This is a genomic window from Winogradskyella sp. ABM4_392, from assembly GCF_056160445.1.
Genome location: NZ_JBSWXE010000003.1, coordinates 397910 through 421836, shown reverse-complemented (window position 1 = coordinate 421836; position 23927 = coordinate 397910). Strand labels below are relative to the sequence as shown.

At 34.3% G+C, this 23927-nt stretch carries 23 protein-coding genes; 6 read left to right on the top strand and 17 right to left on the bottom strand.

The window, feature by feature from the left end; translation table 11 throughout:
* Window positions 1–19 precede the first annotated feature (19 nt).
* The 5 genes from ACXAFS_RS10625 to ACXAFS_RS10605 all read right to left on the bottom strand — a co-directional run bounded on the left by ACXAFS_RS10625 (window position 20) and on the right by ACXAFS_RS10605 (window position 3522).
* Window positions 20–637, bottom strand: coding sequence for a hypothetical protein (locus ACXAFS_RS10625; protein ID WP_475306864.1), 618 nt, complete (start codon window positions 635–637; stop codon window positions 20–22).
* 219 nt (window positions 638–856) lie between these two features.
* Window positions 857–1375: a hypothetical protein gene (locus tag ACXAFS_RS10620; protein ID WP_475306862.1), complete on the bottom strand. Its 519-nt coding sequence runs from the start codon at window positions 1373–1375 to the stop codon at window positions 857–859.
* A gap of 151 nt (window positions 1376–1526) precedes the next feature.
* Entirely contained in the window at window positions 1527–2318 is a 792-nt protein-coding gene (locus ACXAFS_RS10615; RefSeq protein WP_475306861.1) for an anti-sigma factor, read from the bottom strand.
* A 1-nt stretch (window position 2319) separates the two neighbouring features.
* A complete protein-coding gene (locus tag ACXAFS_RS10610; protein ID WP_475306860.1) occupies window positions 2320–2850 on the bottom strand; it encodes an RNA polymerase sigma factor in 531 nt (176 codons plus the stop codon).
* A 90-nt stretch (window positions 2851–2940) separates the two neighbouring features.
* A complete protein-coding gene (locus ACXAFS_RS10605; protein WP_475306858.1) occupies window positions 2941–3522 on the bottom strand; it encodes a superoxide dismutase family protein in 582 nt (193 codons plus the stop codon).
* Window positions 3523–3781: 259 nt separating this feature from the next.
* On the opposite strand from ACXAFS_RS10605, the gene hemN reads away from it, so the two are divergent.
* Window positions 3782–5146, top strand: a complete 1365-nt coding sequence (hemN, locus tag ACXAFS_RS10600) for an oxygen-independent coproporphyrinogen III oxidase (protein WP_475306857.1) — start codon at window positions 3782–3784, stop codon at window positions 5144–5146.
* Window positions 5147–5158: 12 nt separating this feature from the next.
* Window positions 5159–5992 carry a universal stress protein gene (locus ACXAFS_RS10595; RefSeq protein ID WP_475306856.1) on the top strand — a complete coding sequence of 278 codons (834 nt, stop codon included), beginning with the start codon at window positions 5159–5161 and terminating at the stop codon, window positions 5990–5992.
* 95 nt (window positions 5993–6087) lie between these two features.
* On the opposite strand, the gene ACXAFS_RS10590 is transcribed toward ACXAFS_RS10595, so the two are convergent.
* The 9 genes from ACXAFS_RS10590 to ACXAFS_RS10550 all read right to left on the bottom strand — a co-directional run bounded on the left by ACXAFS_RS10590 (window position 6088) and on the right by ACXAFS_RS10550 (window position 15408).
* Window positions 6088–6654 (bottom strand): hypothetical protein, encoded by a 567-nt coding sequence (locus ACXAFS_RS10590; RefSeq protein ID WP_475306854.1) that lies wholly within the window; start codon window positions 6652–6654, stop codon window positions 6088–6090.
* Window positions 6655–6733: 79 nt separating this feature from the next.
* Window positions 6734–7435 carry a sulfite exporter TauE/SafE family protein gene (locus ACXAFS_RS10585; protein WP_475306853.1) on the bottom strand — a complete coding sequence of 234 codons (702 nt, stop codon included), beginning with the start codon at window positions 7433–7435 and terminating at the stop codon, window positions 6734–6736.
* Between the two features lies 1 nt (window position 7436).
* Window positions 7437–7883, bottom strand: coding sequence for a FixH family protein (locus ACXAFS_RS10580; protein ID WP_475306852.1), 447 nt, complete (start codon window positions 7881–7883; stop codon window positions 7437–7439).
* A gap of 40 nt (window positions 7884–7923) precedes the next feature.
* Window positions 7924–9348 (bottom strand): cytochrome c oxidase accessory protein CcoG, encoded by a 1425-nt coding sequence (ccoG, locus tag ACXAFS_RS10575; RefSeq protein ID WP_475306851.1) that lies wholly within the window; start codon window positions 9346–9348, stop codon window positions 7924–7926.
* A gap of 24 nt (window positions 9349–9372) precedes the next feature.
* Window positions 9373–10353, bottom strand: coding sequence for a cbb3-type cytochrome c oxidase N-terminal domain-containing protein (locus tag ACXAFS_RS10570; protein ID WP_475306849.1), 981 nt, complete (start codon window positions 10351–10353; stop codon window positions 9373–9375).
* Window positions 10350–10535, bottom strand: coding sequence for a CcoQ/FixQ family Cbb3-type cytochrome c oxidase assembly chaperone (locus ACXAFS_RS10565; protein ID WP_475306848.1), 186 nt, complete (start codon window positions 10533–10535; stop codon window positions 10350–10352). Before ACXAFS_RS10565 ends, ACXAFS_RS10570 begins: the two co-directional genes overlap by 4 nt.
* Window positions 10536–10540: 5 nt before the next feature.
* Complete coding sequence (gene ccoN, locus ACXAFS_RS10560) at window positions 10541–12748, bottom strand: cytochrome-c oxidase, cbb3-type subunit I (RefSeq protein WP_475306847.1); 2208 nt, start codon at window positions 12746–12748, stop codon at window positions 10541–10543.
* Window positions 12749–12758: 10 nt separating this feature from the next.
* Window positions 12759–12938, bottom strand: a complete 180-nt coding sequence (gene ccoS, locus ACXAFS_RS10555; RefSeq protein WP_138434330.1) for a cbb3-type cytochrome oxidase assembly protein CcoS — start codon at window positions 12936–12938, stop codon at window positions 12759–12761.
* 94 nt (window positions 12939–13032) lie between these two features.
* Window positions 13033–15408, bottom strand: a complete 2376-nt coding sequence (locus ACXAFS_RS10550; RefSeq protein WP_475306845.1) for a heavy metal translocating P-type ATPase — start codon at window positions 15406–15408, stop codon at window positions 13033–13035.
* 110 nt (window positions 15409–15518) lie between these two features.
* On the opposite strand from ACXAFS_RS10550, the gene ACXAFS_RS10545 reads away from it, so the two are divergent.
* A complete protein-coding gene (locus ACXAFS_RS10545; RefSeq protein ID WP_475306844.1) occupies window positions 15519–16196 on the top strand; it encodes a Crp/Fnr family transcriptional regulator in 678 nt (225 codons plus the stop codon).
* A 58-nt stretch (window positions 16197–16254) separates the two neighbouring features.
* Here ACXAFS_RS10545 and ACXAFS_RS10540 read toward each other — a convergent pair whose 3' ends face one another.
* Both ACXAFS_RS10540 and ACXAFS_RS10535 read right to left on the bottom strand, forming a co-directional pair.
* The gene (locus ACXAFS_RS10540; protein ID WP_475306843.1) at window positions 16255–19464 is read right to left on the bottom strand and encodes a WD40/YVTN/BNR-like repeat-containing protein; all 3210 of its coding nucleotides are present in this window, start codon (window positions 19462–19464) and stop codon (window positions 16255–16257) included.
* Window positions 19465–19549: 85 nt separating this feature from the next.
* Window positions 19550–20152, bottom strand: a complete 603-nt coding sequence (locus tag ACXAFS_RS10535; RefSeq protein ID WP_475306841.1) for a hypothetical protein — start codon at window positions 20150–20152, stop codon at window positions 19550–19552.
* A gap of 91 nt (window positions 20153–20243) precedes the next feature.
* Between ACXAFS_RS10535 and ACXAFS_RS10530 the strand changes: the two genes are divergently transcribed.
* The 3 genes from ACXAFS_RS10530 (at window position 20244) to ACXAFS_RS10520 (ending at window position 23357) form a co-directional block, all read left to right on the top strand.
* The gene (locus ACXAFS_RS10530) at window positions 20244–21374 is read left to right on the top strand and encodes a vWA domain-containing protein (protein WP_475306840.1); all 1131 of its coding nucleotides are present in this window, start codon (window positions 20244–20246) and stop codon (window positions 21372–21374) included.
* Window positions 21375–21462: 88 nt separating this feature from the next.
* Window positions 21463–22920, top strand: a complete 1458-nt coding sequence (locus ACXAFS_RS10525; protein ID WP_475306839.1) for a MoxR family ATPase — start codon at window positions 21463–21465, stop codon at window positions 22918–22920.
* Window positions 22917–23357 carry a hypothetical protein gene (locus tag ACXAFS_RS10520; protein WP_475306837.1) on the top strand — a complete coding sequence of 147 codons (441 nt, stop codon included), beginning with the start codon at window positions 22917–22919 and terminating at the stop codon, window positions 23355–23357. Before ACXAFS_RS10525 ends, ACXAFS_RS10520 begins: the two co-directional genes overlap by 4 nt.
* A gap of 2 nt (window positions 23358–23359) precedes the next feature.
* Here ACXAFS_RS10520 and ACXAFS_RS10515 read toward each other — a convergent pair whose 3' ends face one another.
* Window positions 23360–23926: a YdeI/OmpD-associated family protein gene (locus ACXAFS_RS10515; RefSeq protein WP_475306835.1), complete on the bottom strand. Its 567-nt coding sequence runs from the start codon at window positions 23924–23926 to the stop codon at window positions 23360–23362.
* Window position 23927 lies beyond the last annotated feature (1 nt).

The window sequence follows — 23927 nt, the reverse complement described above, 5'->3', positions numbered from 1 at the left end:
GAGTTTATTATTAGATAAATTAATATTGATCAAATTTAGAATTTAGCCAAGCTTCTAACAACTCATTTTTATCTTCCTCGTTGTTGTAGTTGATGTTAACACCAAAATCAAATCCGTTAATCAACCTGCCATACATACGTTGGTTAAGGAGCACATCTCCATTAGGCTTGTAAAGTGTGATGGTAAAATAATGAAAACTTAAGCCATCTATATTTGCAATTTTTGTGGCTGTAGTATCTGTTTTAATGCCTTTTTCGGTATACAAATCGTATAGTAATGCTTTAATTGAGGCATTATTACCTTCCCATTCGTCATCATATTCTACTTTAAAGGGTTCGGATGTTGATTGAAAAACATTAAATCTATTTTTTTGAAAATTCAAAAGTTGCTTTAACTCGCTATCGTCATATTCTAAACCAGTAGATTCTTTTATGATATCCAGACCTTTTTTAGAACGTCGGTTAAGAACACTTCTATGGGTAACATTCCAACCGTTTGGTATATTCATAGTCCAGCCGATTTCGTCACTACGATAGGTGTTTTCGGTTATTTTACCTTCGTCAATTTGCTTGTTAGGATCAGATTTGCAAGATGATACTGTGGTTAAGATTAATAGGACTACGAGTTTTATTTTCATGCTTTAGGTTGATAGGTAAGTTTAAAATTAGTGAAAACCTATTTAATTTTTAAGTAGAACAATTGTAGAAGTATAAAAACTAGCACAGCAGTAGCCAACAAACTATTAAAACAGGCTTTTGCTATCGCAAAATCAGGATTGCCATATAACGAGAACTTTGTTTCAAAATTAGCTTAATAATGCTTGTTTTTTAACTCAGTTCTTTGTTGTGCGTAGGTTTTATTTTTTATTCAATTCAAATGTTCCTTTGTCTTTTGGGTAGCTTGAATCATATTCGCCATTTATTTCAATTCCGTCATTATCTTTCATTCCATCGTATTCAATGAACTGTCCATTTCCAATTGACATTTTAGCTTTAAATAATCTACGATTAGATTCACGGTTTTCATTCGGTCGTTTTTTTTGCTCAATGTTATTTCCATTAATATCCGATTCCGAAAAATTTCCTGATAATTCCACTATTTTATTTTGTCCAGGCTTGTAAAGACTCCAAAGATTGTAATAAATCAACGTTTCGCTTTTAAATTCAGCGTTGTGATTTTCAGGAATTGTTGTTAGTACTTTTCCACTAACGAGAGCATATTCAGAACTGTTCCATTTTCCGTTCCAATTTGATTCCGCAAAGTTTTCAGGAATTGAAGTTCTATAGACTATTTCGTTTGATATAAACACAATAACAAAGAGTATCAAAATTGTAATTAAAATCCGTTTTAATATTTTTAGAAACTTATTTTTCATTAAGAGTTCAGTTTTTCTCAACTTACGCACAACAACTGGATATAGATATTAACTATATCCACATTATATGTTTTTGCTACAATTTACAGAAAATAAAAACCACTAATAAAGCTATTAGTGGTTTTTTTATAAATAGTATTCTGTCTTTAAATTACGGAGTAGAAGCCACCACACCAAGTGTATAAAGTTGCTCCATAGTTGGGCTTTCGCTACCACCTGCTGGCTCTAAGGTGATACCAAAGGCTTGGCTTTCGTTGGCATTGGCAATGGTAAATATTTTGTTGTCGTCGGTGTTAAAGTCGTCAATAGTACCCAAACTCGTTGGTGTTAATGGGTTTAGCGTTAAAGACCACACTTGCCATACTTTACCTTCTGGTGCGTTTGGCAGACCTTCACCATCTAGGTAAATGGTATTATCGGCTTTGTTCCAATAGACTTTGGCATAGGTAGACGCATAATCACCTTGGCCACCTAAAGGTACCGCAATAATATCCTTGTCTCTAATGGCATCTAGTAGATTTTTAGTAGCAGATAGATCGTTTCTGGCTTCTTCAATCTGTATTTCGAGATATTGCTTTTCGGTAGAAACGGTTTGTAGTTCTTCTTCAACCTTGTTTTTGTTGTTAAGCGTCCACAGCAAACCACCAGCAAGTAAAACAGAAGCTGCCCAACCTGTGTAAGAAATCCAGTTTGGTTTTCTAGGTTTTAGGTCTACAACTTTGGTGTCTGAGTTTAGTTTGCCTTTAAAGGATTCAAAATCTATAGCATGAGGCGATACTGCAGCAGTAAGTTTTACAACAGCTGCTTCTATTTCTAAAACTTCTTGTAATATTTCAGGATGTTGTTGCATCAACTCATAGACTTCCTGATTTTCTTTTTCAGAAAGTTTACCAGCTACGTAGAGCTCTAAAATACCCGATTCTATGTATGCTTTTATATCCATATTACAATACCATATCCCTTAGTTGCTGAATACAGTTTCTATTTCTTGTTTTTATTGTGCCAATAGGCATTTTTAATTCTTCGGATGCTTCCTTTTGGGTAAAGCCTTTAAAGTACAGCAACTCTATAACTTCTTTACATTTTTGGCCAAGGTTAGTCACAAACTTTTTAATTCCAATAGCATCTGTACTGTTATCTAAATTATCATTGCTTGTTATACTATCTACGAAAAAATCGGAGTTGAGGTTTTGCTTAGATTGTTTAAAGGCCTTAGACCTAGTCATATCAATTGCTGCATTGCGAGCAATATTTAATATCCAAGTAAAGAAACGTCCTTTTTTTGAAGAATAGGTGTCTGCCTTATGCCATGCTTTTATAAAGACGTCTTGCATAATTTCGTCTGCAATGTCTGCATCTTTTACGATGTTATAAACCACACCATGTATACTATTGCTATACATGCCATATAGTTTTTTGAATGCAACTTGGTTTTTAGACTGAAATTGCTGTACTAATGTATCTAATTCGGTCATACGCGACTTGCTTAGAATTTTTGCAGACAAGGGGAAGATTAGTACTGCAATAGCTCTAGCTATTTATTTTTTAGTTAGTGTTTTTAAAAATTATTCTATAATGGCACCACAACTTACTCTACTACCAGCTGCACCAGATGGTTGCGATGTAAAGTCATCAGTACCTTGGTGCACTATTATAGCTTTACCAATAATATTTTTTGTTGGGTCTTCGCAAGTTAGGCACCACTGATCTGTTGTAAATTTAATTTCTCCATTACCATCTGCACCAACTTTAAAGTTTCCAATATCTCCTTTGTGGTATCCTTCTTCTGATCCCCATTTACCATGAGGTTGTGCTGTAGGATTCCAGTGCCCACCAGTAGATTTACCATCTGGTGAAGAACAATCTGCAGATTCGTGGATATGGATAGCATGCTCACCTTCGTCTAAACCAGAAAGGTAAGCCATCATAGTAACCTTACCATTTTCTTCAACAAATTTTATAGTTCCTGTAGCATTAGACCCACTTTTAGGATCTAACTTAATTTTCATTTCAGTTTTTGTAATTACTGGTTCAGCCGTTTTCTCTACTTCAGGCTCTTTGGTTTCTTCAGTTTCTTTTTTGTTGTCTTTGCAAGATGTTGCAAAAACTACGGCTAATGTAAGTATGCTAAGTTTTAGATATTTCATAGTTGTTTCTTAGTTTTTAGTAAAGTTAAGGATATAAGCTTTCCGATGCAAATAGAGTAACACTAATCTTACAATAATAGGCTAGGGAAGTTAGCTTAGACAAGGTTTTTAACTTAATAGTAAAGTACTTTTTTCAGTTAAAAAAGCATCTTAAATACTTCACATGTTGGCATTTAGCTGTTAATTAAATTGTTACATGACAAAAATCATATTTTTTACAGTTGCTTCCGAGTAATTTTGGTCTAAGACAAAAGTTAGTATGTGTCAAAAGTTAGTAAATAAATACAATGTGGCAGGTCCACGTTATACCAGCTATCCTACGGTTCCGTATTGGAATGCTGAAACATTTTCATTGCAACAATGGAAACAAGTTTTGAAGCAATCCTTTGATGAATCCAATACAGAAGAAGGGATAAGCTTGTACTTGCACCTGCCATTTTGTGAAAGCCTTTGCACATTTTGCGGATGCCACAAACGTATTACCAAAAGACACGAGGTAGAGTTGCCTTACATAAAGGCAGTACTAAAAGAGTGGCAGTTGTACAGAGAATTATTAGGTGCAAAACCAATAATAAAAGAACTGCATCTTGGAGGTGGTACACCTACGTTTTTCTCACCTGAAAATTTAAACTTTCTTATTACAGAATTACTTAGAGTGTCTGACCTTGCTAAAGATTATGAGTTTTCGTTTGAAGGACATCCCAATAATACTACCGAAGCGCATTTACAAGCACTGTATGATTTAGGATTTAGACGTGTGAGTTTTGGAGTTCAGGATTATAATCTAAAAGTACAGAAGGCAATTAATCGTATTCAACCTTTTGAAAATGTAAAACGCGCTACAGAAACATCCAGAAAAATTGGTTACACATCTGTTGGGCACGATATCATCTTTGGGTTTCCATTTCAAACCGAAGCAGATGTTGTAGAAACCATACAAAAAACAGAAGCCTTAATGCCAGATCGTATAGCATTTTACAGCTATGCACACGTTCCTTGGATAAAAGGAAATGGGCAACGAGGTTTTAGAGAGGAGGATTTACCAACTGCTGAATCTAAGCGTAGACAGTACGAAACAGGTAAATCACTTTTAGAAAAAGTAGGCTATACCGAAATAGGTATGGATCATTTTGCATTAAAAACGGATGGACTTTACAAAGCCATGAAAAACGAAACTATGCATCGTAATTTTATGGGTTATACTGCATCTAAAACCCAAGCCATGATTGGTTTGGGTGTATCATCAATAAGTGATAGTTGGTATGGTTTTGCACAAAATGTAAAGTCTATCGAAGAATATTACAACTTATTAGAAAATAATATTATACCAGTTTACAGAGGACATATTTTAAATGAAGAGGACTTAAAAATTAGAAAGCACATTCTCAATTTAATGTGCCATTTTAAGACTTCTTGGTTGCAACCAGAACTTATGTTTGATGAGTTGCCAGAAGTCCTTATAAAACTAAAAGAATTAGAACAAGACGGGTTACTTGAATTTGAAAGAAAGCAGATAACCGTAACTGAAAAAGGGAAACCTTTTATAAGAAATATTTGTATGGCTTTTGATTTGTTATTGCAACGCAAAAAGCCAGATACTCAACTATTTTCAATGACCATTTAAAACACTAACACCATGAAAAAGATAATAGTGCCTATAGATTTTTCGGAGCATTCAGAATATGCTTTGGAAGCGGCTGCGAACCTAGCTCAAAAATACGGTTCAGAACTCATAGTATTACACATGTTAGAATTGTCTAATGCGATATTAACTGCTAATGGAAACTCTATTAATGAAGAAGCTGTATTCTATCTAAAATTAGCAGAACAGAAGTTTGATGCTTTTCTAGACAGACCTTTCTTAGAAGGCATAAAAGTGACACCTATTGTAAAACATTTTAAGGTTTGGAGTGAGGTTAATGATATTGCCAATGAACACCAGGCAAATCTTATTGTTATGGGTTCTCATGGTGCCAGTGGAGTAAAGGAAGTACTCGTTGGTTCTAATACCGAAAAAGTGGTACGTCACGCTGATATACCAGTATTAGTGATAAAACACAATCCTATACTTTTAGATTTTGAAAATGGTGTATTTGCAAGTGATTTTACGGATGAAGCTATTACACCTTACCTCAATGCAAGAAAAACTTTTGAAAAAATAGGAGCGACGATGCACTTGGTGTATGTAAACTCACCAGACGGTAATTTTAGAAGTTCTACAGAAATAGATAAACGTATATCCTTATTCCTTAAAAAGGCAGATGGTGATTTAGATAATCTTGAAAATGTTCATGTGGTATCAGATTACTCAATAGAAAAGGGTATTTTGAATTTCGCCAACACTATTGGTGCAGATCTTATTGCTGTAGCTACACATGGCAGAAAAGGCTTGGCACATTTCTTTGAAGGTAGCATTTCTGAAGATATTGCTAATCACTCTACATTACCAGTAATGACCTTTAAAATATAGTTCTTGATGTTTATTAGTTAGTGTTATTAATATCAAGCGAAAACGCCAAAGACGAGGGCTTTGGCGTTTTTTTATGCGTTTGTTTTTCGATAAAATTAAAAACGATATCCTATTCTTAGGTGTAGGTTAACAGCCACACCATTTTCATCTTCAAAGAGAAAAACATTATCCTTTTTTAATAAGTGGTAATAACCAATACCAATACCTGTTTCATATGTAAAATGTTTACCAACATTACGACGAATGCCCCAAGTTGGTATAATAGTAATGTCAGAAATGAAGACGGTATTTGCAGGTAAAGACCCTAAAACCAAATCTGGATGATAGGTAGTTTTTATCGAAACAAAATTTCCACTATTCCCATCAATACGTCTCTTCTTGGTCACTCTTTTATTTAGGTTGTAGTACAATCTTGGTTCTAAAGTTATTGCTGGTACCATGATAAAACTTTGTGAGCCAACAAAATTTTCCCCAAATATGGCAGCATCCAAGCCTAGTTCACTTCTAAGTGCAATAGAGTTAGATAATTTAGACTCATTATGAGCCCAAATACCAAGAAAACCAGTTTGAATTCCAAATGTAGATTTCTCTACACTTGCATCTTGTGCTGCTATTTTAAATACTGAAAGGGTGAAGACTAAAACTAAAGGAAACTGTTTCATATTACAATTGATTGATTTTTTGATATTGCAATAATACCAAAAAAGTTAGTTGGAAATTAAACAGTGGAATTTTTTAGTCTTAATGACAGTCTATAGCACTAGTTGCCATTTCAACTACAGGAGCAGGTGAGATGTAGGGAATACCTAATCCTAATCCTCTAAGAATGAATAAAACACCTATTATAACTACAAAAACAGGAATGACTTTTTGTATACGTTGTTTTATGGCTTGGTTTAAAAACTTACCTAAATAAATAGCTGAAGTCATCAAAGGAATGGTACCTAAACCAAATAAAACCATATAAAAACTACCTTGTAATAAGCTGCCTGTGGCTACAGCACCAAAAACAGCCATATACACTAAACCACAAGGTAAAAAACCATTTAGAAAGCCTATGGTTAAAAAGGTGTCAGGTGTTTTTTTCTTTAAAGCTTGTCCGAGATTAGATTTTACTTTAGAGATGACTTTATTTAAAGGTTTAGATAAATTGTATTTAGCAAAAGTTCGATAAGGGATAAGAACAACAACAATCATTAAAATTCCTACAGCTATAGAGAGTTGTTGTTGTACACCAAACAGATTTAGACTTTTACCAACCAGACCAAAAGCTAGTCCTATTAAACTATAAGCTAATAATCTACCAACATGGTAAACACCAATTTGTGATACTTTTTTTATGGAATTAGAACGATCTACAGGCAACATAAAGGCTATTGGTCCACACATACCAACGCAGTGCAAACTACCTAATAAACCTAATATAATTGCCGAATATAACATACTAATAGTTTATCGCTTTTTTGTATAGATAAGCTTCATTATTGTAGGTCCAGTCAATGTTAATGTTCCAACGACCATCTAACAATTTGTTGTCAGGTATGAGCAAATTGTGATCAGATAATGAAATAGGAATTTCAAAATCTAACGTCTTGTTAGATGGTCTGTATAGGAACACTGAACCTTTAATCTTTTTTATATCTAAATCTTTAGGGAATTCAACGAGAATACCATCTTTAGTCTTTTTCCAACTAACATTGGTTTTTAGGTTTTTAGAATTTTCTTCTTTATCAATATCAGTTTGAAATTTCAACTCTTTTTGATAATAATCTTCTACAACTAAATCATGATCATACTTATCATCAGTAGCCATGTTGATTACAAAGTACATGATAAAGCCTATAAAACCTGCGAAGGCTATAACTATTGCTGTTCCCCAATTTACTTTCATAACACAATTTTATTTTGTCATCCTGAACTTGGTTCAGGATCTAATTATAACTTCTAGGGCCTAAAAAGCTTACCGAAGTTGTTTCTATTAATTTGTCTCCACTATAAACATCTATAGTCAAGCTATTTTTGTCTCCAGAAAGGTCACTTTGTTTTAATTCTATAAACAAAGTTCCTTCAGCTAGTCCACTTTCTTTTACTGTAAAGGTATCACTTGTAGAAACCAATTTTATTTCACCATCAATACCTCTAAGCTTAAAGCTTACATCATCAATAGTTTCAGTCGTTTTATTTACAATTTTATACGTGTAGACATTACTAATAATATTATTGTCTTTATGCTCATATAGCTGTCCTGGTAATCTAAGTACTCTAGCTTCAACATCATTTCTTAAGGCTAACATACCGAGTAATACACCAGTTAAAATGACTAGTACTGCAACGTAACCTTTCATTCGAGCTGTAAGTTTAAAAGGCGCTTTCTTTTCTATATTATCTTCACTGGCATAACGGATTAATCCTTTTGGTTTGTTGATTTTTTCCATTATAGTATCACACTCATCAATACAAGCCGTACAGTTTACACATTCTAATTGTGTACCATTTCTAATATCTATACCTGTAGGACAAACATGCACACATTGTAAACAATCAATACAATCACCATGACCTAAAGCTTCTCTATCTTCATTTTTTCTAAACTTCTTTCTTCCGCTTTCACCTTCACCACGTTTGTGATCATAAGCTACAACAATAGATTTATTATCTAAAAGTACACCTTGTAATCTACCGTAAGGACAAGCAATAATACATACTTGCTCTCTAAACCAAGCGAAAATAAAATAGAAGACACCTGTAAAAATTAATAATGGAATTAATGTACCTACATGCTCTGATGGACCTTCTTTTATGTATCTTAGAAGCTTGTCACTGCCAATTAAATAGGCTAAGAAAATATTAGCAATCAAAAATGAAATTATTAAAAAGATAAACCACTTTAAGGTACGTTTTCTAATTTTTTCAGCATCCCATTTTTGTTTTTTAAGGCGTATTTGTTTATTTCTATCTCCATCTATCCAGAACTCAATACGTCTAAAAACCATTTCCATAAAAATGGTCTGTGGACATATCCATCCACAGAAAATACGACCAAAACCTACTGTAAATAGCGTAATGAATACCACACCAATAATCATGGAAATCACAAACAAGTGAAAATCCTGTGGCCAGAACGGAAAACCAAAGATGTTAAAACGTCGCTCTAAGACATTAAACATTAAGAATTGGTTACCATTAATTTTTATAAATGGTGCAGCAAAGAGAAAAGCTAATAGAAAATAGCTTACCAACTTTCTCTTTTCCCAGTATGCTCCTGAAGGTTTTTTAGGAAAAATCCAATTACGTTTACCTTCTTCATTAATGGTACCAATTGAATCTCTAAAAACTTCGTTCTCTGGCGTTTCCATTTGGGTGTGGTTTTTTAAAATAATTTAATTAGAGGCAACAGTTTGTACTTCTTCAATTACCTCAGTAGCGTTTTCTTCAGTTTCATTTGTTGCATCTTCAGTAGAAGGTTCCTCAGAAGTATCCTCAGATTCGTCTACCCAAATATCTCCTTCAGCCTCTTTTGGATTAGCAGGTGTAGTGCCTTGGAATTGTAATACATAACTTGCTACCTGAGCCATTTCAATTGGTTTTAAGTTGGCTTTCCAGGCAACCATACCTTTACCATCTCTACCACCTTCTGAGATGGTATTGAAGACGTTTTTAATACCACCACCAAGAATCCAGTGTTTGTCTGTTAGATTTGGTCCAATACCACCACCACCATCAGCCATATGGCAGGCTACACAGTTGGTTTCAAATAATTTTTTACCAGCATTTAAGTCTGAAGCCTCAGTAAGAACTTCTACAGTATTAACATCTACTAAATTTTTTGCTGTCTTTTTATATTCTTCAATTGCTCGGTTTGCTTCAGCATATTCAATTTCGTATTCGGCAAACTGATCGTCTGCATTAAATACATGATAACGCAACATGTAGACAAAAGCAAAGATGATTGTTGCATAGAAGCCGTATAACCACCAAGGCGGAAGATTATTATCTAATTCTTTTATACCATCATAGTTATGGTCTAAAATGATTTCACCTTCTTCTTCTATAGGTTTACCACCTCTTAATTTTTTATAAGTGTTTTGTATCCATAATGCTAATTTAGATGGTGCAGCTCTCTGCGCGTCATACCTAGCTTTACCTTCTTCATCTAAACTTTGATATAAGATGTTATCCATTGTACCAACAATACCTTCTATTGCAATTAAAAATAGAAGCACTAGTAAAAGGAATAAAAGAATGACAGGTTGCTCCATAAACGCTGGTTGATCACCAGAATCTATGAAATACTCTATGAGTCCTGCAATTGCAAAGAATACCACAGGTACTCTGATATATGATGGAATTAAATGTCTCATGATTGTGTGTCGTTTTGGTTATCTAAAGGAATATTACTGACTGTTGTTATATATTCTTTCTTTGCTGTAAATACCCAGAAAAACAGTGCTACAAAAAAGATGAAGAATATTAAGAGGGATATCAAGGGATAGATTTCTATCCCTGTGATACTTTCCATATGATTTTTTACAAATTTTAGCATGATGATTAGTTTTGAGCAGTTTCGTTAAGAATTTCTTTCACTTTAATATCTGTACCAAGTCTTTGTAAGTAAGCAATAAGTGCAACAATTTCTCGGTTTCTCATTTCTACGAAATCTTCACCACCAGCTGCTTTGTCTGCTTCATAAGACTTGGCAAAGTCAGGATCGCTATAAAGATTTTTCTCTATTTGAGTACCTTGCTCTAACATTGAAGCTTGCGCGTTTGCTATATCTTCTTCAGTGTAAGGCACACCAAGACTTACCATTGTTTCCATTTTCTTCTCAGTCATAGACTTATCTAGTTTAGCACCTTCGCCTACAATTAACCATTTGTATGCAGGCATAATAGAACCTGAAGAAGTGGTTTGCGGATCGTACATGTGGTTAAAGTGCCAGTTGTCGTTGTATTTTCCACCAACACGATGTAAGTCTGGCCCTGTACGTTTACTTCCCCAAAGGAATGGATGGTCATAAACAAACTCACCAGCTTTAGAGTATTCACCGTAGCGTTCTACTTCACTTCTAAATGGTCTTACCATTTGAGAGTGACAGCCTACACAGCCTTCTCTAATATAAATATCTCTACCTTCTAGTTCTAAAGGAGTGTAAGGTTGAACACTACTAATTGTAGGGATATTAGATTTTACAACTATAGTAGGTATAATTTGTACAATACCTCCAATTAATATTGCAATGGTAGCGTAGATTGTTAATAATATAGGTTTACGCTCTAACCAAGTGTGCCATCCTTCACCAGCAACACGTCTTTTAGATACACGCTTTAATGCTGGCGCTTCCGCAAGTTCGTCTGTTACTTTGCTGTCAGATTTAGCAATGGTAACAATAACATTATACACAAGAATTAACATACCAGTAATGTAAAGGGTACCACCAATAGCACGCATCCAGTACATAGGCATAATCTCAGTTACTGTTTCAAGGAAGTTACCATAAACTATGCTTCCATCTGGATTAAACTGTTTCCACATACTTGCTTGAGTGAAACCAGCAACATACATAGGTAATGCATAGAGTATAATACCTAGAGTTCCTACCCAGAAGTGTAGGTTGGCTAAACTGATAGAATGCAATTTAGTTTTAAATAAACGCGGTATTAACCAATAAATCATACCGAAGGCTAAGAAACCGTTCCAGGCTAATGCACCTACGTGAACGTGAGCAATAATCCAGTCTGTAAAGTGGGCAATGGCGTTTACGTTTTTAAGTGATAGCATAGGGCCTTCAAATGTTGCCATACCATAACCAGTAATCGCAACTACCATGAATTTAAGTACAGGATCTGTACGTACTTTATCCCAAGCACCACGTAAGGTTAATAAACCATTAATCATACCTCCCCAAGAAGGTGCAATTAACATAACAGAAAATGCAACACCTAAATGTTGAGCCCATTCTGGTAAAGCTGTATATAATAAGTGGTGAGGACCAGCCCAGATATAGATAAATATTAATGACCAGAAGTGAACAATAGATAATCTATATGAGTAAACAGGTCTGTTAGCAGCTTTTGGTACAAAGTAGTACATTAAACCTAAGAAAGGCGTTGTTAAGAAAAATGCAACCGCATTATGTCCATACCACCACTGCACCAAGGCATCTTGTACACCTGCATACACAGAGTAACTTTTCATACCAGTTAAGCTAACAGGAAGTTCTAAACTATTAAAAATATGTAGTACTGCAACGGTAACAAACGTAGCGAGGTAAAACCAGATTGCAACATATAAGTGACGTTGGCGACGTTTTAAGATTGTACCTATCATGTTAACTCCAAAAACTACCCATACTAAAGCAATAGCGATATCAAAAGGCCATTCTAATTCGGCATACTCTTTTGAAGTTGTATAACCAAGAGGAAGCGTAATTGCTGCACCAACAATGATTAATTGCCAGCCCCAAAAGTTAATGTTACTTAGTAAATCACTAAACATTCTGGCTTTAAGTAAACGCTGAAGGGAATAATACACACCAGCAAAAATGGCATTACCTACAAAGGCAAAAATTACAGCATTGGTGTGTAATGGTCTTAATCGCCCAAAACTTAACCATGATATACCATCGGTCATATTCGGGAATAAAAACATAAAGGCCAGAATAAGCCCAACGAGCATACCAACTACACCGAAAACTATAGTGGCGTAGAGGAATTTTTTAACGATTTTGTTATCGTAGTAAAATTGTTGCATTTCCATATTAATATAATTAGTCAGTTTTTATTGAATTTTCTTTTTTTTGGTTTACTATTTCATCCTCAAATAGCATACGCACTGATGGTGTATAACTATCATCGTATTGGCCGGATTTTACAGCCATTAAAAAAACGATAAAGAAAGCCACACCAACAATGACGCTTACTGTTAAAACTATATATATAACACTCATACCTGTTTTGAAGTTATGGTTCAAATTTACTCTCGAACCTTTTTTAAAAACATGACATTTATCATGTCATCCTATTTAGATTTATTTCAAATAATTATTTCAGTTTTCTACCTATAAAATTGGTAGCTACCGTTGTAAATACCACTATACTTATAGAACTTAAAGGCATCAATATTGCCGCAACTACAGGTGCTAACTGACCTGTTACAGCAAAATATAATCCGATAACATTATAAATGAACGAAAGCACAAAGCTCCATTTTATGATCTTTATAGCTGATTTTGAAGCCATGACATAATCATACAAATGCTTGAATTTTGATGCGTCTAAAATGGCATCACAAGCAGGCGAGAATACATTAACATCTTCAGAAATTGCAATACCTACATCACTTTGTGCCAAAGCGCCTGCATCGTTAAGTCCATCTCCAATCATTAAGACTTTTGCGCCTTCAGACTGGTGGTATTTTATAAACTCTAACTTATCATCTGGCTTTTGGTTGAAAATTAGTTTGGTTTTTCCTGGTAGTAATTTTTTGAGATTTTCGCGTTCACCCTCATTATCTCCAGAAAGGATTACCAAATCAAAATGTTTTTTAAGCTGGTTAAATAGCTTTGAAACTCCTTTTCTATAACTGTTATAAAATGTGAATTTTCCTTTATAGTTATTATTACTACTTATGTGTACTGTGGTATTGAGCGTTGAGGTTTGTTCAGCATTTCCAACAAAGCTTGCAGACCCAACTTTTAAGTTAATATTATCGTGTTCAGCTTCAATGCCTTTACCTACATGTTCTTCAAACTTATCTAATGTTATGATGTCATGTTCATCTAAAATGTTGTAAAGTGTTCTACTCAATGGATGATTAGATCCTCTTAAAGAATTTTTTAGAACCAAACTTTCTGAACCAGATAACGATATACCTTCATACTCAGCATTACTTTGTTTGTTAGATGTAATAGTCCCTGTTTTGTCGAATATAACAGTATTAATATGTGCTAGTTGCTCAATGACACTTGCATTTTTCACATAAAATTTCAGTTTACCAAAAATGCGAAGTAAGTTTCCAAAGGTAAAAGGTGCAGATAAAGCAATAGCACAAGGGCAAGCAATGATAAGTACTGCTGTAAATACATTCATAGCTTTACTTGCATCTGTAAATAACCAGTAGCTAGCAGCTATTACTGCTATTGTAAGTATCGCAATAGTAAAGTGCTTACTTATATTGTTGGTGATATTGGTAAATCCATCTTCCTTATTTTTATTAAAGACGTCATTACTCCATAATTGTGTGAGGTAACTTTGCTCTACAGATTTTAAGGCTTCAAGTTCAATAACACCAGCTGTTTGTTTTCCGCCTGCAAAAAGTTTGTCACCAGATTGTTTAGTGACAGGTTGAGATTCACCTGTAACAAAACTGTAGTCTATTTTTCCTCTACCATTGATAAGGATTCCATCAACTGGAATTAATTCTTCGTTTCTTATTAATAGTCGATCACCTTTTTCAATATCATAAACCTGAATTGAGTTTTCACTTCCATCTTTTTCAATTTTAGTAATTGCAATAGGGAAGTAGCTTTTATAGTCGCGCTCAAATGATAGAAAATCATAAGTTTTTTGTTGAAAAAATTTACCTAACAGAAGGAAAAAAACTAATCCTGAAAGACTATCAAAAAAACCAGAGCCAATATCAAAAGCTATTTCAACTGTACTTCTTATAAATAATACCGAAACACCTAAAGCAATAGGAACATCGATATTTAATAACTTTGCTTTTAGACCCTTATATGCAGAAATAAAATAATCTTGTGCAGCATAGAAAACCACAGGAATGGACAAAGCAAACATAAGCCAACGGAACATATGCTTATATTGTTCTAACCAGAATTCATTAATTTCAAAATACTCAGGAAACGACAAAAACATAATATTACCAAAAGCAAAACCTGCAACACCAAGTTTGTAAATAAGTGTTCTGTTAACTTGCTTCTTACCAGCTTTAAAATCATCTAAACTGATGTATGGCTCATAGCCAATACTGCTTAATAAGACTACAACCGACTTTAAGTCCGTTTTTTTAGAATTATAAGTAACTCTAACCGTTTTTTTACCGAAGTTAACTTGAGAATCTGATATGCTTGGGTTGAGTTTGTTGAGGTTTTCAAGAATCCAAATACAAGAACTACAATGAATATGCGGAATGTAAAGTGTCGCTATTTCAATCTCATCGCTTCTAAATTCTGTGAGTTTTTCGACAATGTTTTCCTGAGACAGAAAATCGTATTTTCCTTCAATTTCTTTCGGAATAGCACCTGGTGAGTTTTGTAAATCGTAGTAACAGGTTAAATCATTTTCGTTAAAAATTTCGAAAACAGTTTTACAACCATTACAACAAAACGATTTATCCTGAAACGTAATAGGGTGGTTGCCACAGTCGTCACCACAATGAAAACAAGAGTTGTTTTCCATATTTTAATTTGCTCATTTATACCTGTAACAAAGGTGACATTATCTTAAAATATAAAATATGATATTTGTCATGTTATCATTATATTTGGGTAATCACAAAATCAATTGGTATGAGTAAATGTGAGTCTTGTATTATCAAGGAGTTTAATTCTTTAAAGTCTCTGACACGAGAAGAATTAATGAGAGTTTCAGCTTGTAAAACAGGTAAGTTATACAAAAAAGGACAGATTATTTTTGAAGAAGGTGAAACGCTTAATGGTGTATATTGTGTTAGAGATGGTGTTTGTAAACTCTCAAAGCTTAGTGAAAATGGCAAAGATCAAGTTGTTAAATTAGTTGTTAAAGGTGGTTTGTTGGGGAAGCGGTCATTGGTTTCTGAACAGAAGACGAATCTTAGTGCTATAGCTCTTAATGATATGGAAATGTGTTTCATTCCTAAGAGTGAAATAATGAGCGATTTGTCTAAAAATCCGAAGTTTACCATGGATGTATTAAGAGAAATGGCTAATGATTTAAAAGAATCGGATGTATCATTAGTAAATATGGCTCAAAAATCGGTTAAGAGAAGAATGGCTGAAATACTTATGTATATTCATGATAATTTTGGAACAGATAATGATGAATATTTAAGCATCGTCTTATCTCGTGAGGATTACGCTAGTATAGTGGGTACAGCTACTGAGTCTGCTATTAGGATTTTGTCCCAGTTTAAAAAAGAAGGCTTAATTTCTACATCAGGCAAACGTATAAAAATTGAAGACTATAACGGACTTAAATGGATTGAGTAGAAAATCAATTAAATACTATAAAAAAAGCGCTCTAAAGAAAATTTAGAGCGCTTTTTGTTTAGTCTACACTAAAGGTTTTGGTGTCTTTAAATGGATTAATTTTTAAATCTTTCATTGTATTTTGATAATCTTTCCATGTGGTATTAAAGAAATTATTGGTCTCGCCAAAAACTTTGTCTAAAGCATCTTTAGCATGTTGTATTAATGTAGTTTCTGTAATGGTTAAACCTGTTTGGCTATTATTTACATAACTTCTTGCAGTGCCTAGACGCTGCATTGGTGTCACTTCAGGATTTCTTGTAATACCTTGACGCTTATCAACTTTACCTAAGTATCTGTCAATTAAACTATCAATAGCTTTGATGGTTTCTTTAGAACTTTCAATTTGGTCTTTATACAATTCTTTGTCAAGCTGAGATAATTCTTTTTTATAATCTTCAGCAATAGTTTTACTTTTCACAAGTTGTTCAACGGCTTCAGCAGCTTTTTGCTGCAGTTGCTCTAACTGTTTTGAAGCAGCATAAACTTCATCAATATTTTTTTGAGAAATATTTAATCTAGGATCTGACTTTACAGAAATCGTTGTTTCCGAAGTTATATCTCCATAATGCAACATAGCCTTGTAATTTCCTGGTTTTACAGTAACTCCACCTGGTTCTCTATTTTGCTTACGTACTCTTCGAGAAGGCCTGCTTACACCAGCTTCATCCATGTACCAAGTCCATTTATGCAATCCATTTTCTTTAGGTGCTTTTTGCTTTAGTGTTCTAATTAACCGATCTCCATCATAGATTTTTAAAGTTAGAGAGTCCCAACTAATCTCATTACCAACTTTTTTGTCACTTATATTTTTATCGCCTTTTTTAGCATCTGCTTTAATATCAGATTTAACGGCTTCTTTTTTATTAAACAAATACGAAAATTGAGCACCATATGCACGATTTTCGCCATGATACATGGCATCTGCACCAAAACGACTTCCGGTTGGTTGTTGGTAGGCAGCTTGATATGCTGTTGGAGGATCAAACAATTCAATATTCGAATTGATGACTGATTTATCTTTCGCCATAGCTCTTAGTGGTCTAATATCATCTAAAACCCAAGCTGCTCTTCCAAATGTGCCAATTACCAAATCGTGCTCACGTGGATGAATTACCAAATCCTTAACCGAAGTAGTTGGGAAACCTTCAGTCCATTTGGTCCACTTTTCTCCAGCATTTATAGATACATATAAGCCATCATCTGTTCCTAAAAACATAAGGTTAGGTTCTTCAATATCTTCAACAATTGCCAAGGTGTAACTTTTTACATCTCTATCATCTACAATGCGTTCCCATGATTTACCATAATTCTTGGTTCTGTATGCATAAGGCGTGTAATTGAAGCGTCTGTAATCATTGGCAACTAAAAGCGCTTCACCTTTATTTTTATTAGAAGCTTTAATCTGTACAATCCAGCTGCCTTTTGGTAAACCTGTAATGTTTTTAGAAACATCTGTCCAGTTTTGTCCACCATCTGTAGTATAATGTACACGACCATCATCTGTGCCAGCCCAAAGCATATCTTTTTCAACAGGTGAAGGCTCAATAACTAAAACAGTACAGTGATTTTCTGCACCAGTAGCATCCATAGTTAAACCTCCACTTTCAGATTGTTTTAGTTTTTCAGGATCGTTAGTTGTTAGATCTGGTGAGATAACCGTCCAGGTTTCACCTTTATCAGTGGATTTATGAACAAACTGACTTCCAAAATAAATTGTACTATTATCAAAAGGATCTATGTTAATAGCAGAATTCCAATTGAAACGTAACTCCACATTTGCATCAGGATGCGTTGGTCTTACGCCATAATTATTTCCGGTTTGCCAATCGTAACGGCTTACATAACCTTGTTGACTCATGGACCATCCATAGCGTGAATCGTCTCTATCAGGAACTACATCAAAGCCATCACCAAAACTAATCTCTTGCCAGTAACTATTGCGTATGCCTTGTGCACGCCAAACGTAAGCAGGTCCGCGCCAAGAACCATTGTCTTGCATACCTCCGTACACATTATACGGAAACTCATTATCTACATTAATATGGTAAAATTGTGCCACAGGAAGATTACCAATAAATCGCCATGTTTTTCCACCGTCTTTAGTAATATTCATACCACCATCGTTACCATCAATCATAAAACTACCATCCTCAGGATGAATCCACCACGCGTGATGATCTGGATGCACACCATTACTCACACCATAAGCAGGCATAAGTTGTTCAAAATTTTTACCACCATCTTCAGATACATTCACGTATGTAAAAACGGAATACACACGGTTTTCATTTTGTGGGTCTACATAGATTTCAGAATAGTAAAACGGACGATTTCCAATATCGTTTTTATCATTTACTTTGTGCCATTTAAAACCACCATCTTCACTCTTGTAAAGCGCATTTTTTTCAGCTTCTACAAGTGCATAAACTATATTTGGTTTACCAGGTGCAATCGCTATACCAATACGACCTAAATCGCCTTTTGGAAATCCATCGTCTTCAGTAATTTTTGTCCATGTTTTTCCACCGTCATGTGTCATGTGCAATGCAGAACCTTTTCCTCCAGAATTAAAAAACCAAGGATCGCGTTTGTGTTCCCACATAGCAGCAAATAATTTGTTTGGGTTAGAAGGATCCATCACCAAATCTGCAATACCAGTTTTGTTATTGGTAAACAGAATTTTTGTCCAGGTTTCACCACCATCAGTAGTTTTAAAAACTCCACGTTCAGGATGTTCTCCCCAAGGAGAACCAATTGCTCCAACATAGACTACATCTGGATTGGTAGGGTCTACAATGATTCTGTGGATGTGTCTTGTTTTTTCTAAGCCCATAGCTTTCCAAGATTTTCCACCATCAATAGATTTATAAACTCCATAACCACCATTTAGAGAATTACGAGGATTACCTTCACCTGTACCAACCCAAATAACACTCGGATTGGATTGCTGAATTTCAACAGCACCAATTGAAGCTGTCACTTCATTATCAAAAATAGGTTCCCATTTTATACCTCCAGATGTTGATTTCCAAAGACCACCAGAGGCTGTGCCAACGTACATAATATCAGGATTGTTATTTACAACATCAATGGCAGTCACACGACCAGACATCCCACCAGGACCAATGTTTCTTGGTGTCATGTTTTTTACTAAATCCATTGAAAATTCTTGTGCAGAAATAAGGCTTATACAAAAGAGTAAAACCAAGGAAAAGATACGTTTCATTATTATTAGGTTAGTTAAATTCAGCCTAAAATTAACGAAAAGAAATTTGAAAATTATAAAAGAGATGTTAAGGTGTTAGTTATAATTATTTCTCAGAAACAATAGGTGTATTCGTACTTGTACCGTTAGTATTGTCATTGGTTAAAACCCATTTTGATCCATAGACATCTTTGTAGACAATTTTATAAGTGATGTTTTCATTATTAAGCACATCTCTAATAGGTTGAATATGTTTAGCATTTTTTATTTCTAGAATGTCGATTTGCTCATTTGCTGGTAAAACAAAGCCTTTTACAAGTGTGCTGTATGTATACGGAATAGTGTCTAGTACTTTATTGTTCTTAAAGATATAATCAAATAAATCTTTAGTGTTGTTAAATTTATGTTCGGAATCTAGAGTAATTTCTACTTCATCAATAAATGCCGGACCAACACCTTTGTTACCAACTACAAACTTAAAAGTATTGTTATAGTTACTATACCACTGATTAAGATGTGGCAATACTGATGCACTTTGCTGCATTTGTATAAGTTTGTTTTCTTCTCTGGCTAAATATGATTGATATAGTAGTGCAATAAGAGATATTACGCTAATAAATAGCGCAGAGGTACTCATAATTTTATCAGTAGTCCAGTTGATTTTTTTTCTGGATTTTTTTGGCTTTTCTGGTTCGGTTTCCTCAGACATTTTAACAGTAAGTTTCTAGTAAAGTTAACAAAATGTTAGAATCTGAAAATATATAAATGTTACATATAAAAAGTAGTATTTTTATATTGCTATGAGTGAAAAACAAAACAGATCAGGATTCGTATTTAAAACATACGAAGCACCATATCAGTCTCCGTTTGATAAATTGTTTGAAATTTTCAAGGAATTAATCACGCATACCTCAGGAGATTTTGATGAGGCCATAGATTGGTTACGACAGTTAGATGTAGAGTACAAGCTTACTACACCAGAGTATACCATAGACGATTTTATTGAAGACCTTAAAAAGAAAGGATATATTAGAGAGGAAATCGATCCTAATGGTACTGGAGCTGCTAAAACAACCATTACAGCCAAAACCGAACGAGCCATAAGACAACAAGCGTTGGATCATATCTTCGGAAAAATAAAGCGAAGCGGTTCTGGTAATCACAAAAGTAAAGGTGTTGGAATAGGAGATGAGCATACAGGTGAATTCAGGGCTTATCAGTTTGGAGATGCTTTAGAAAAGGTATCGATGACAGAGAGTTTACGCAATGCGCAGATTAATCATGGCGTTGGTAATTTTAATTTAACCGAAGATGATTTAGTTGTTGAAGAAACGCTTCACAAAAGCCAAATGAGTACCGTGTTAATGATTGATATTAGCCACAGTATGATTTTATATGGCGAAGATCGTATTACTCCAGCTAAAAAAGTAGCTATGGCTTTGGCTGAGTTAATTACAACACGCTATCCAAAAGATACACTTGAAATTTTAGTATTTGGTAACGATGCTTGGCCTATAAAGATTAAGGATTTACCATATCTTAATGTAGGTCCATATCACACCAATACAGTTGCAGGTTTACAATTGGCAATGGATATGCTGCGCAGAAAACGAAATACCAATAAGCAGATTTTTATGATTACAGATGGTAAGCCAAGTTGTTTGCGTATGCCAGACGGACAGTATTATAAAAATAGTGTTGGGTTAGACCCTTACATTGTTAATAAATGCTATGCTATGGCACAACAAGCCAGACGTTTGCACATACCAATTACAACCTTTATGATTGCTGAAGATCCATACCTTATGCGTTTTGTAAGAGAATTTACGCAAGCCAATAGAGGTAAGGCTTTCTACACAGGATTAAAAGGCCTTGGTGAAATGATTTTTGAAGATTACGAAAACAATAGGAAAAAGAGAATTAAAGGATAAAAATAGCTGTTAGCTAATAGTTATTAGCAATTAGTTTTATAAAAACAGAATAGCAAATAGCCAAAAGCAAATAGCCAAAAGCTAGAAAATGAAAGACATTAAAACACTAGGAAAGTTAAAAACATCAGGATATCAATCTAAATCGATTAAAGACGAATTAAGAGATAACCTTATTGAAAATATAAAGAACAAAGTCACCACGTTTGAAGGTATTCACGGTTATGAAAACACTGTAATTCCAGAATTAGAACGTGCAATCTTATCAAGACATAATATTAACCTTTTGGGGTTACGAGGTCAGGCAAAAACACGTTTGGCACGTATGATGGTGAAGCTTTTAGATGAATATATACCAGTAGTTGAAGGTTCAGAAATTAATGACGATCCTTTGCAGCCAATGTCGCGTTACGCTAAAGAATTGATTGCCGAGAAAGGTGATAATACACCAATTACGTGGTTACACAGAGACGAACGTTTTGCTGAAAAATTAGCTACTCCAGATGTTACGGTTGCAGATATTATTGGAGATGTAGACCCTATAAAAGCGGCAAATTTAAAGTTAAGTTATGCTGATGATCGTGTGATTCATTTCGGTATGATTCCTCGTGCTAACCGTTGCATTTTTGTGATTAATGAATTGCCAGATTTACAAGCCAGAATTCAAGTAGCTCTGTTTAATATTTTGCAAGAAGGAGATATTCAAATTAGAGGATTTAAGCTAAGATTGCCTTTGGATATGCAATTTGTGTTTACCGCAAACCCTGAAGATTATACCAATAGAGGAAGTATAGTAACTCCTTTAAAGGATAGAATCGGTTCTCAAATTTTAACCCATTATCCAGATTCTGTTGAAACCGCTAGAACCATTACCTCACAAGAGGCAAATTTAGATGAGCGACAGTCGGCATCAGTTTATGTGCCAGATTTAGCAAAAGATCTTTTAGAACAAATAAGTTTTGAAGCTAGAGATAGTGAATATGTGGATGTAAAAAGTGGTGTGAGTGCGCGATTGAGTATTACTGCTTTTGAGAATTTATTAAGCACAGCAGAGCGAAGGGCTTTAATTTCTGGTGATGAAGAGACTTCAGTTAGACTATCAGATTTTACAGGAGTTATTCCTGCCATTACAGGAAAAGTTGAGTTGGTGTATGAAGGAGAACAAGAAGGTGCTGATTTTGTAGCCAACATTTTAATCGAAAGTGCGGTAAAAACATTATTTCCTAAGTATTTTCCAAAAATTGAAAAGTTAGAAAAGCAAGGAGAAGAAACACCTTATGATGATTTAGTATCATGGTTTTTTAATAATGATGGTTTTGAGCTTTTAGACGATTATGATGATACTACATACAAATCAAAATTAGATGAAGTAAAGCCTCTAGATGTTTTAATAGCAGACTATCAGCCAGATATAGATTCTAAGGATGTGTATTTTGAAAAAGAATTTATTCTTTGGGGATTGGTACAGTTTAAAAAACTGAGTAAATACCGCTATTCAGAAGGTTTACAATTCAAAGATCCTTATGGAAGTTATATTAGTGGGTTGTGAAAAAAAGTGAATTAAAAATTCCAAATGCAATTTTAACATTAGCTGAAAAAGGAATTTGGCCTAATGAACAACTATCTTCATACCAAGAAGGTTGTAATTTTATTGAGGATGAGGTTTTAGTTCAAAAAATAGCTCCAGATGAAAAATATATTTTCTTTCATACCTTGAGTGGTTTTCGTACAATGGCAGATGAGATAATGTTTGATGAAGAATTATGGCATGAAATAGGAGCTTTAAATCAAATAGATGTAAATAAATGCTTAGTAATTGGTGATTTTGGTTTAGGTTCAGATTCACCAATTATTTTAGATTATTCGGAAAATTATGAACATCCTACAGTAAAAAGATTAGTTTGGAAATCTGATGTTACCAAAAATTATTGGGAAGTTATAGCGAAGGATATGGAAGAGTTTGTAAAAATTTTAGAATTATGTTGAAACTATTGACGACTTTTAATATTAGCATCGCAGAGTTTTATGATTTCTGCGATTCTTTTTTGTCGAGTTTCGTCTCGTTTGGCACTATTTAGCCACGATAAATAACTTTTTTGATAGCCTTTAGCAAAGTTTTGATAATTCTCAAAAGCTCTTGGATTGGCATCAAAAGCTTTTTCTAGCTCAGGAGGAACAACACCATTTTCAACATCGTCCATTGCTGTCCATGTACCTGTTTTTTTAGCTAGTTTAATCATTTTATAACCAGGCTCTTGGATTAATCCCTGATTTTCTAATTCCACTACATAAGACTTATTCAGAGCACTCCACGTACTTTTTGGATTCCTTTTTGTAAAATATTGTTGCCGTTTGCCATTGCCAAGGCTCTTTACAGTGGAATCAATCCAGCCAAAGCATATAGCTACTTTTACGGCTTCCTCCCAACGCATAGATGGCATATGGTGATCTATTTTGTAAAAAATTAAATAAACTGCATCATGTCTATGATGATTGTTCAATAACCAATCGTACCAATCTGTGTCGCGTTCAAAATAAAGTTCTGGAAAGTCCATG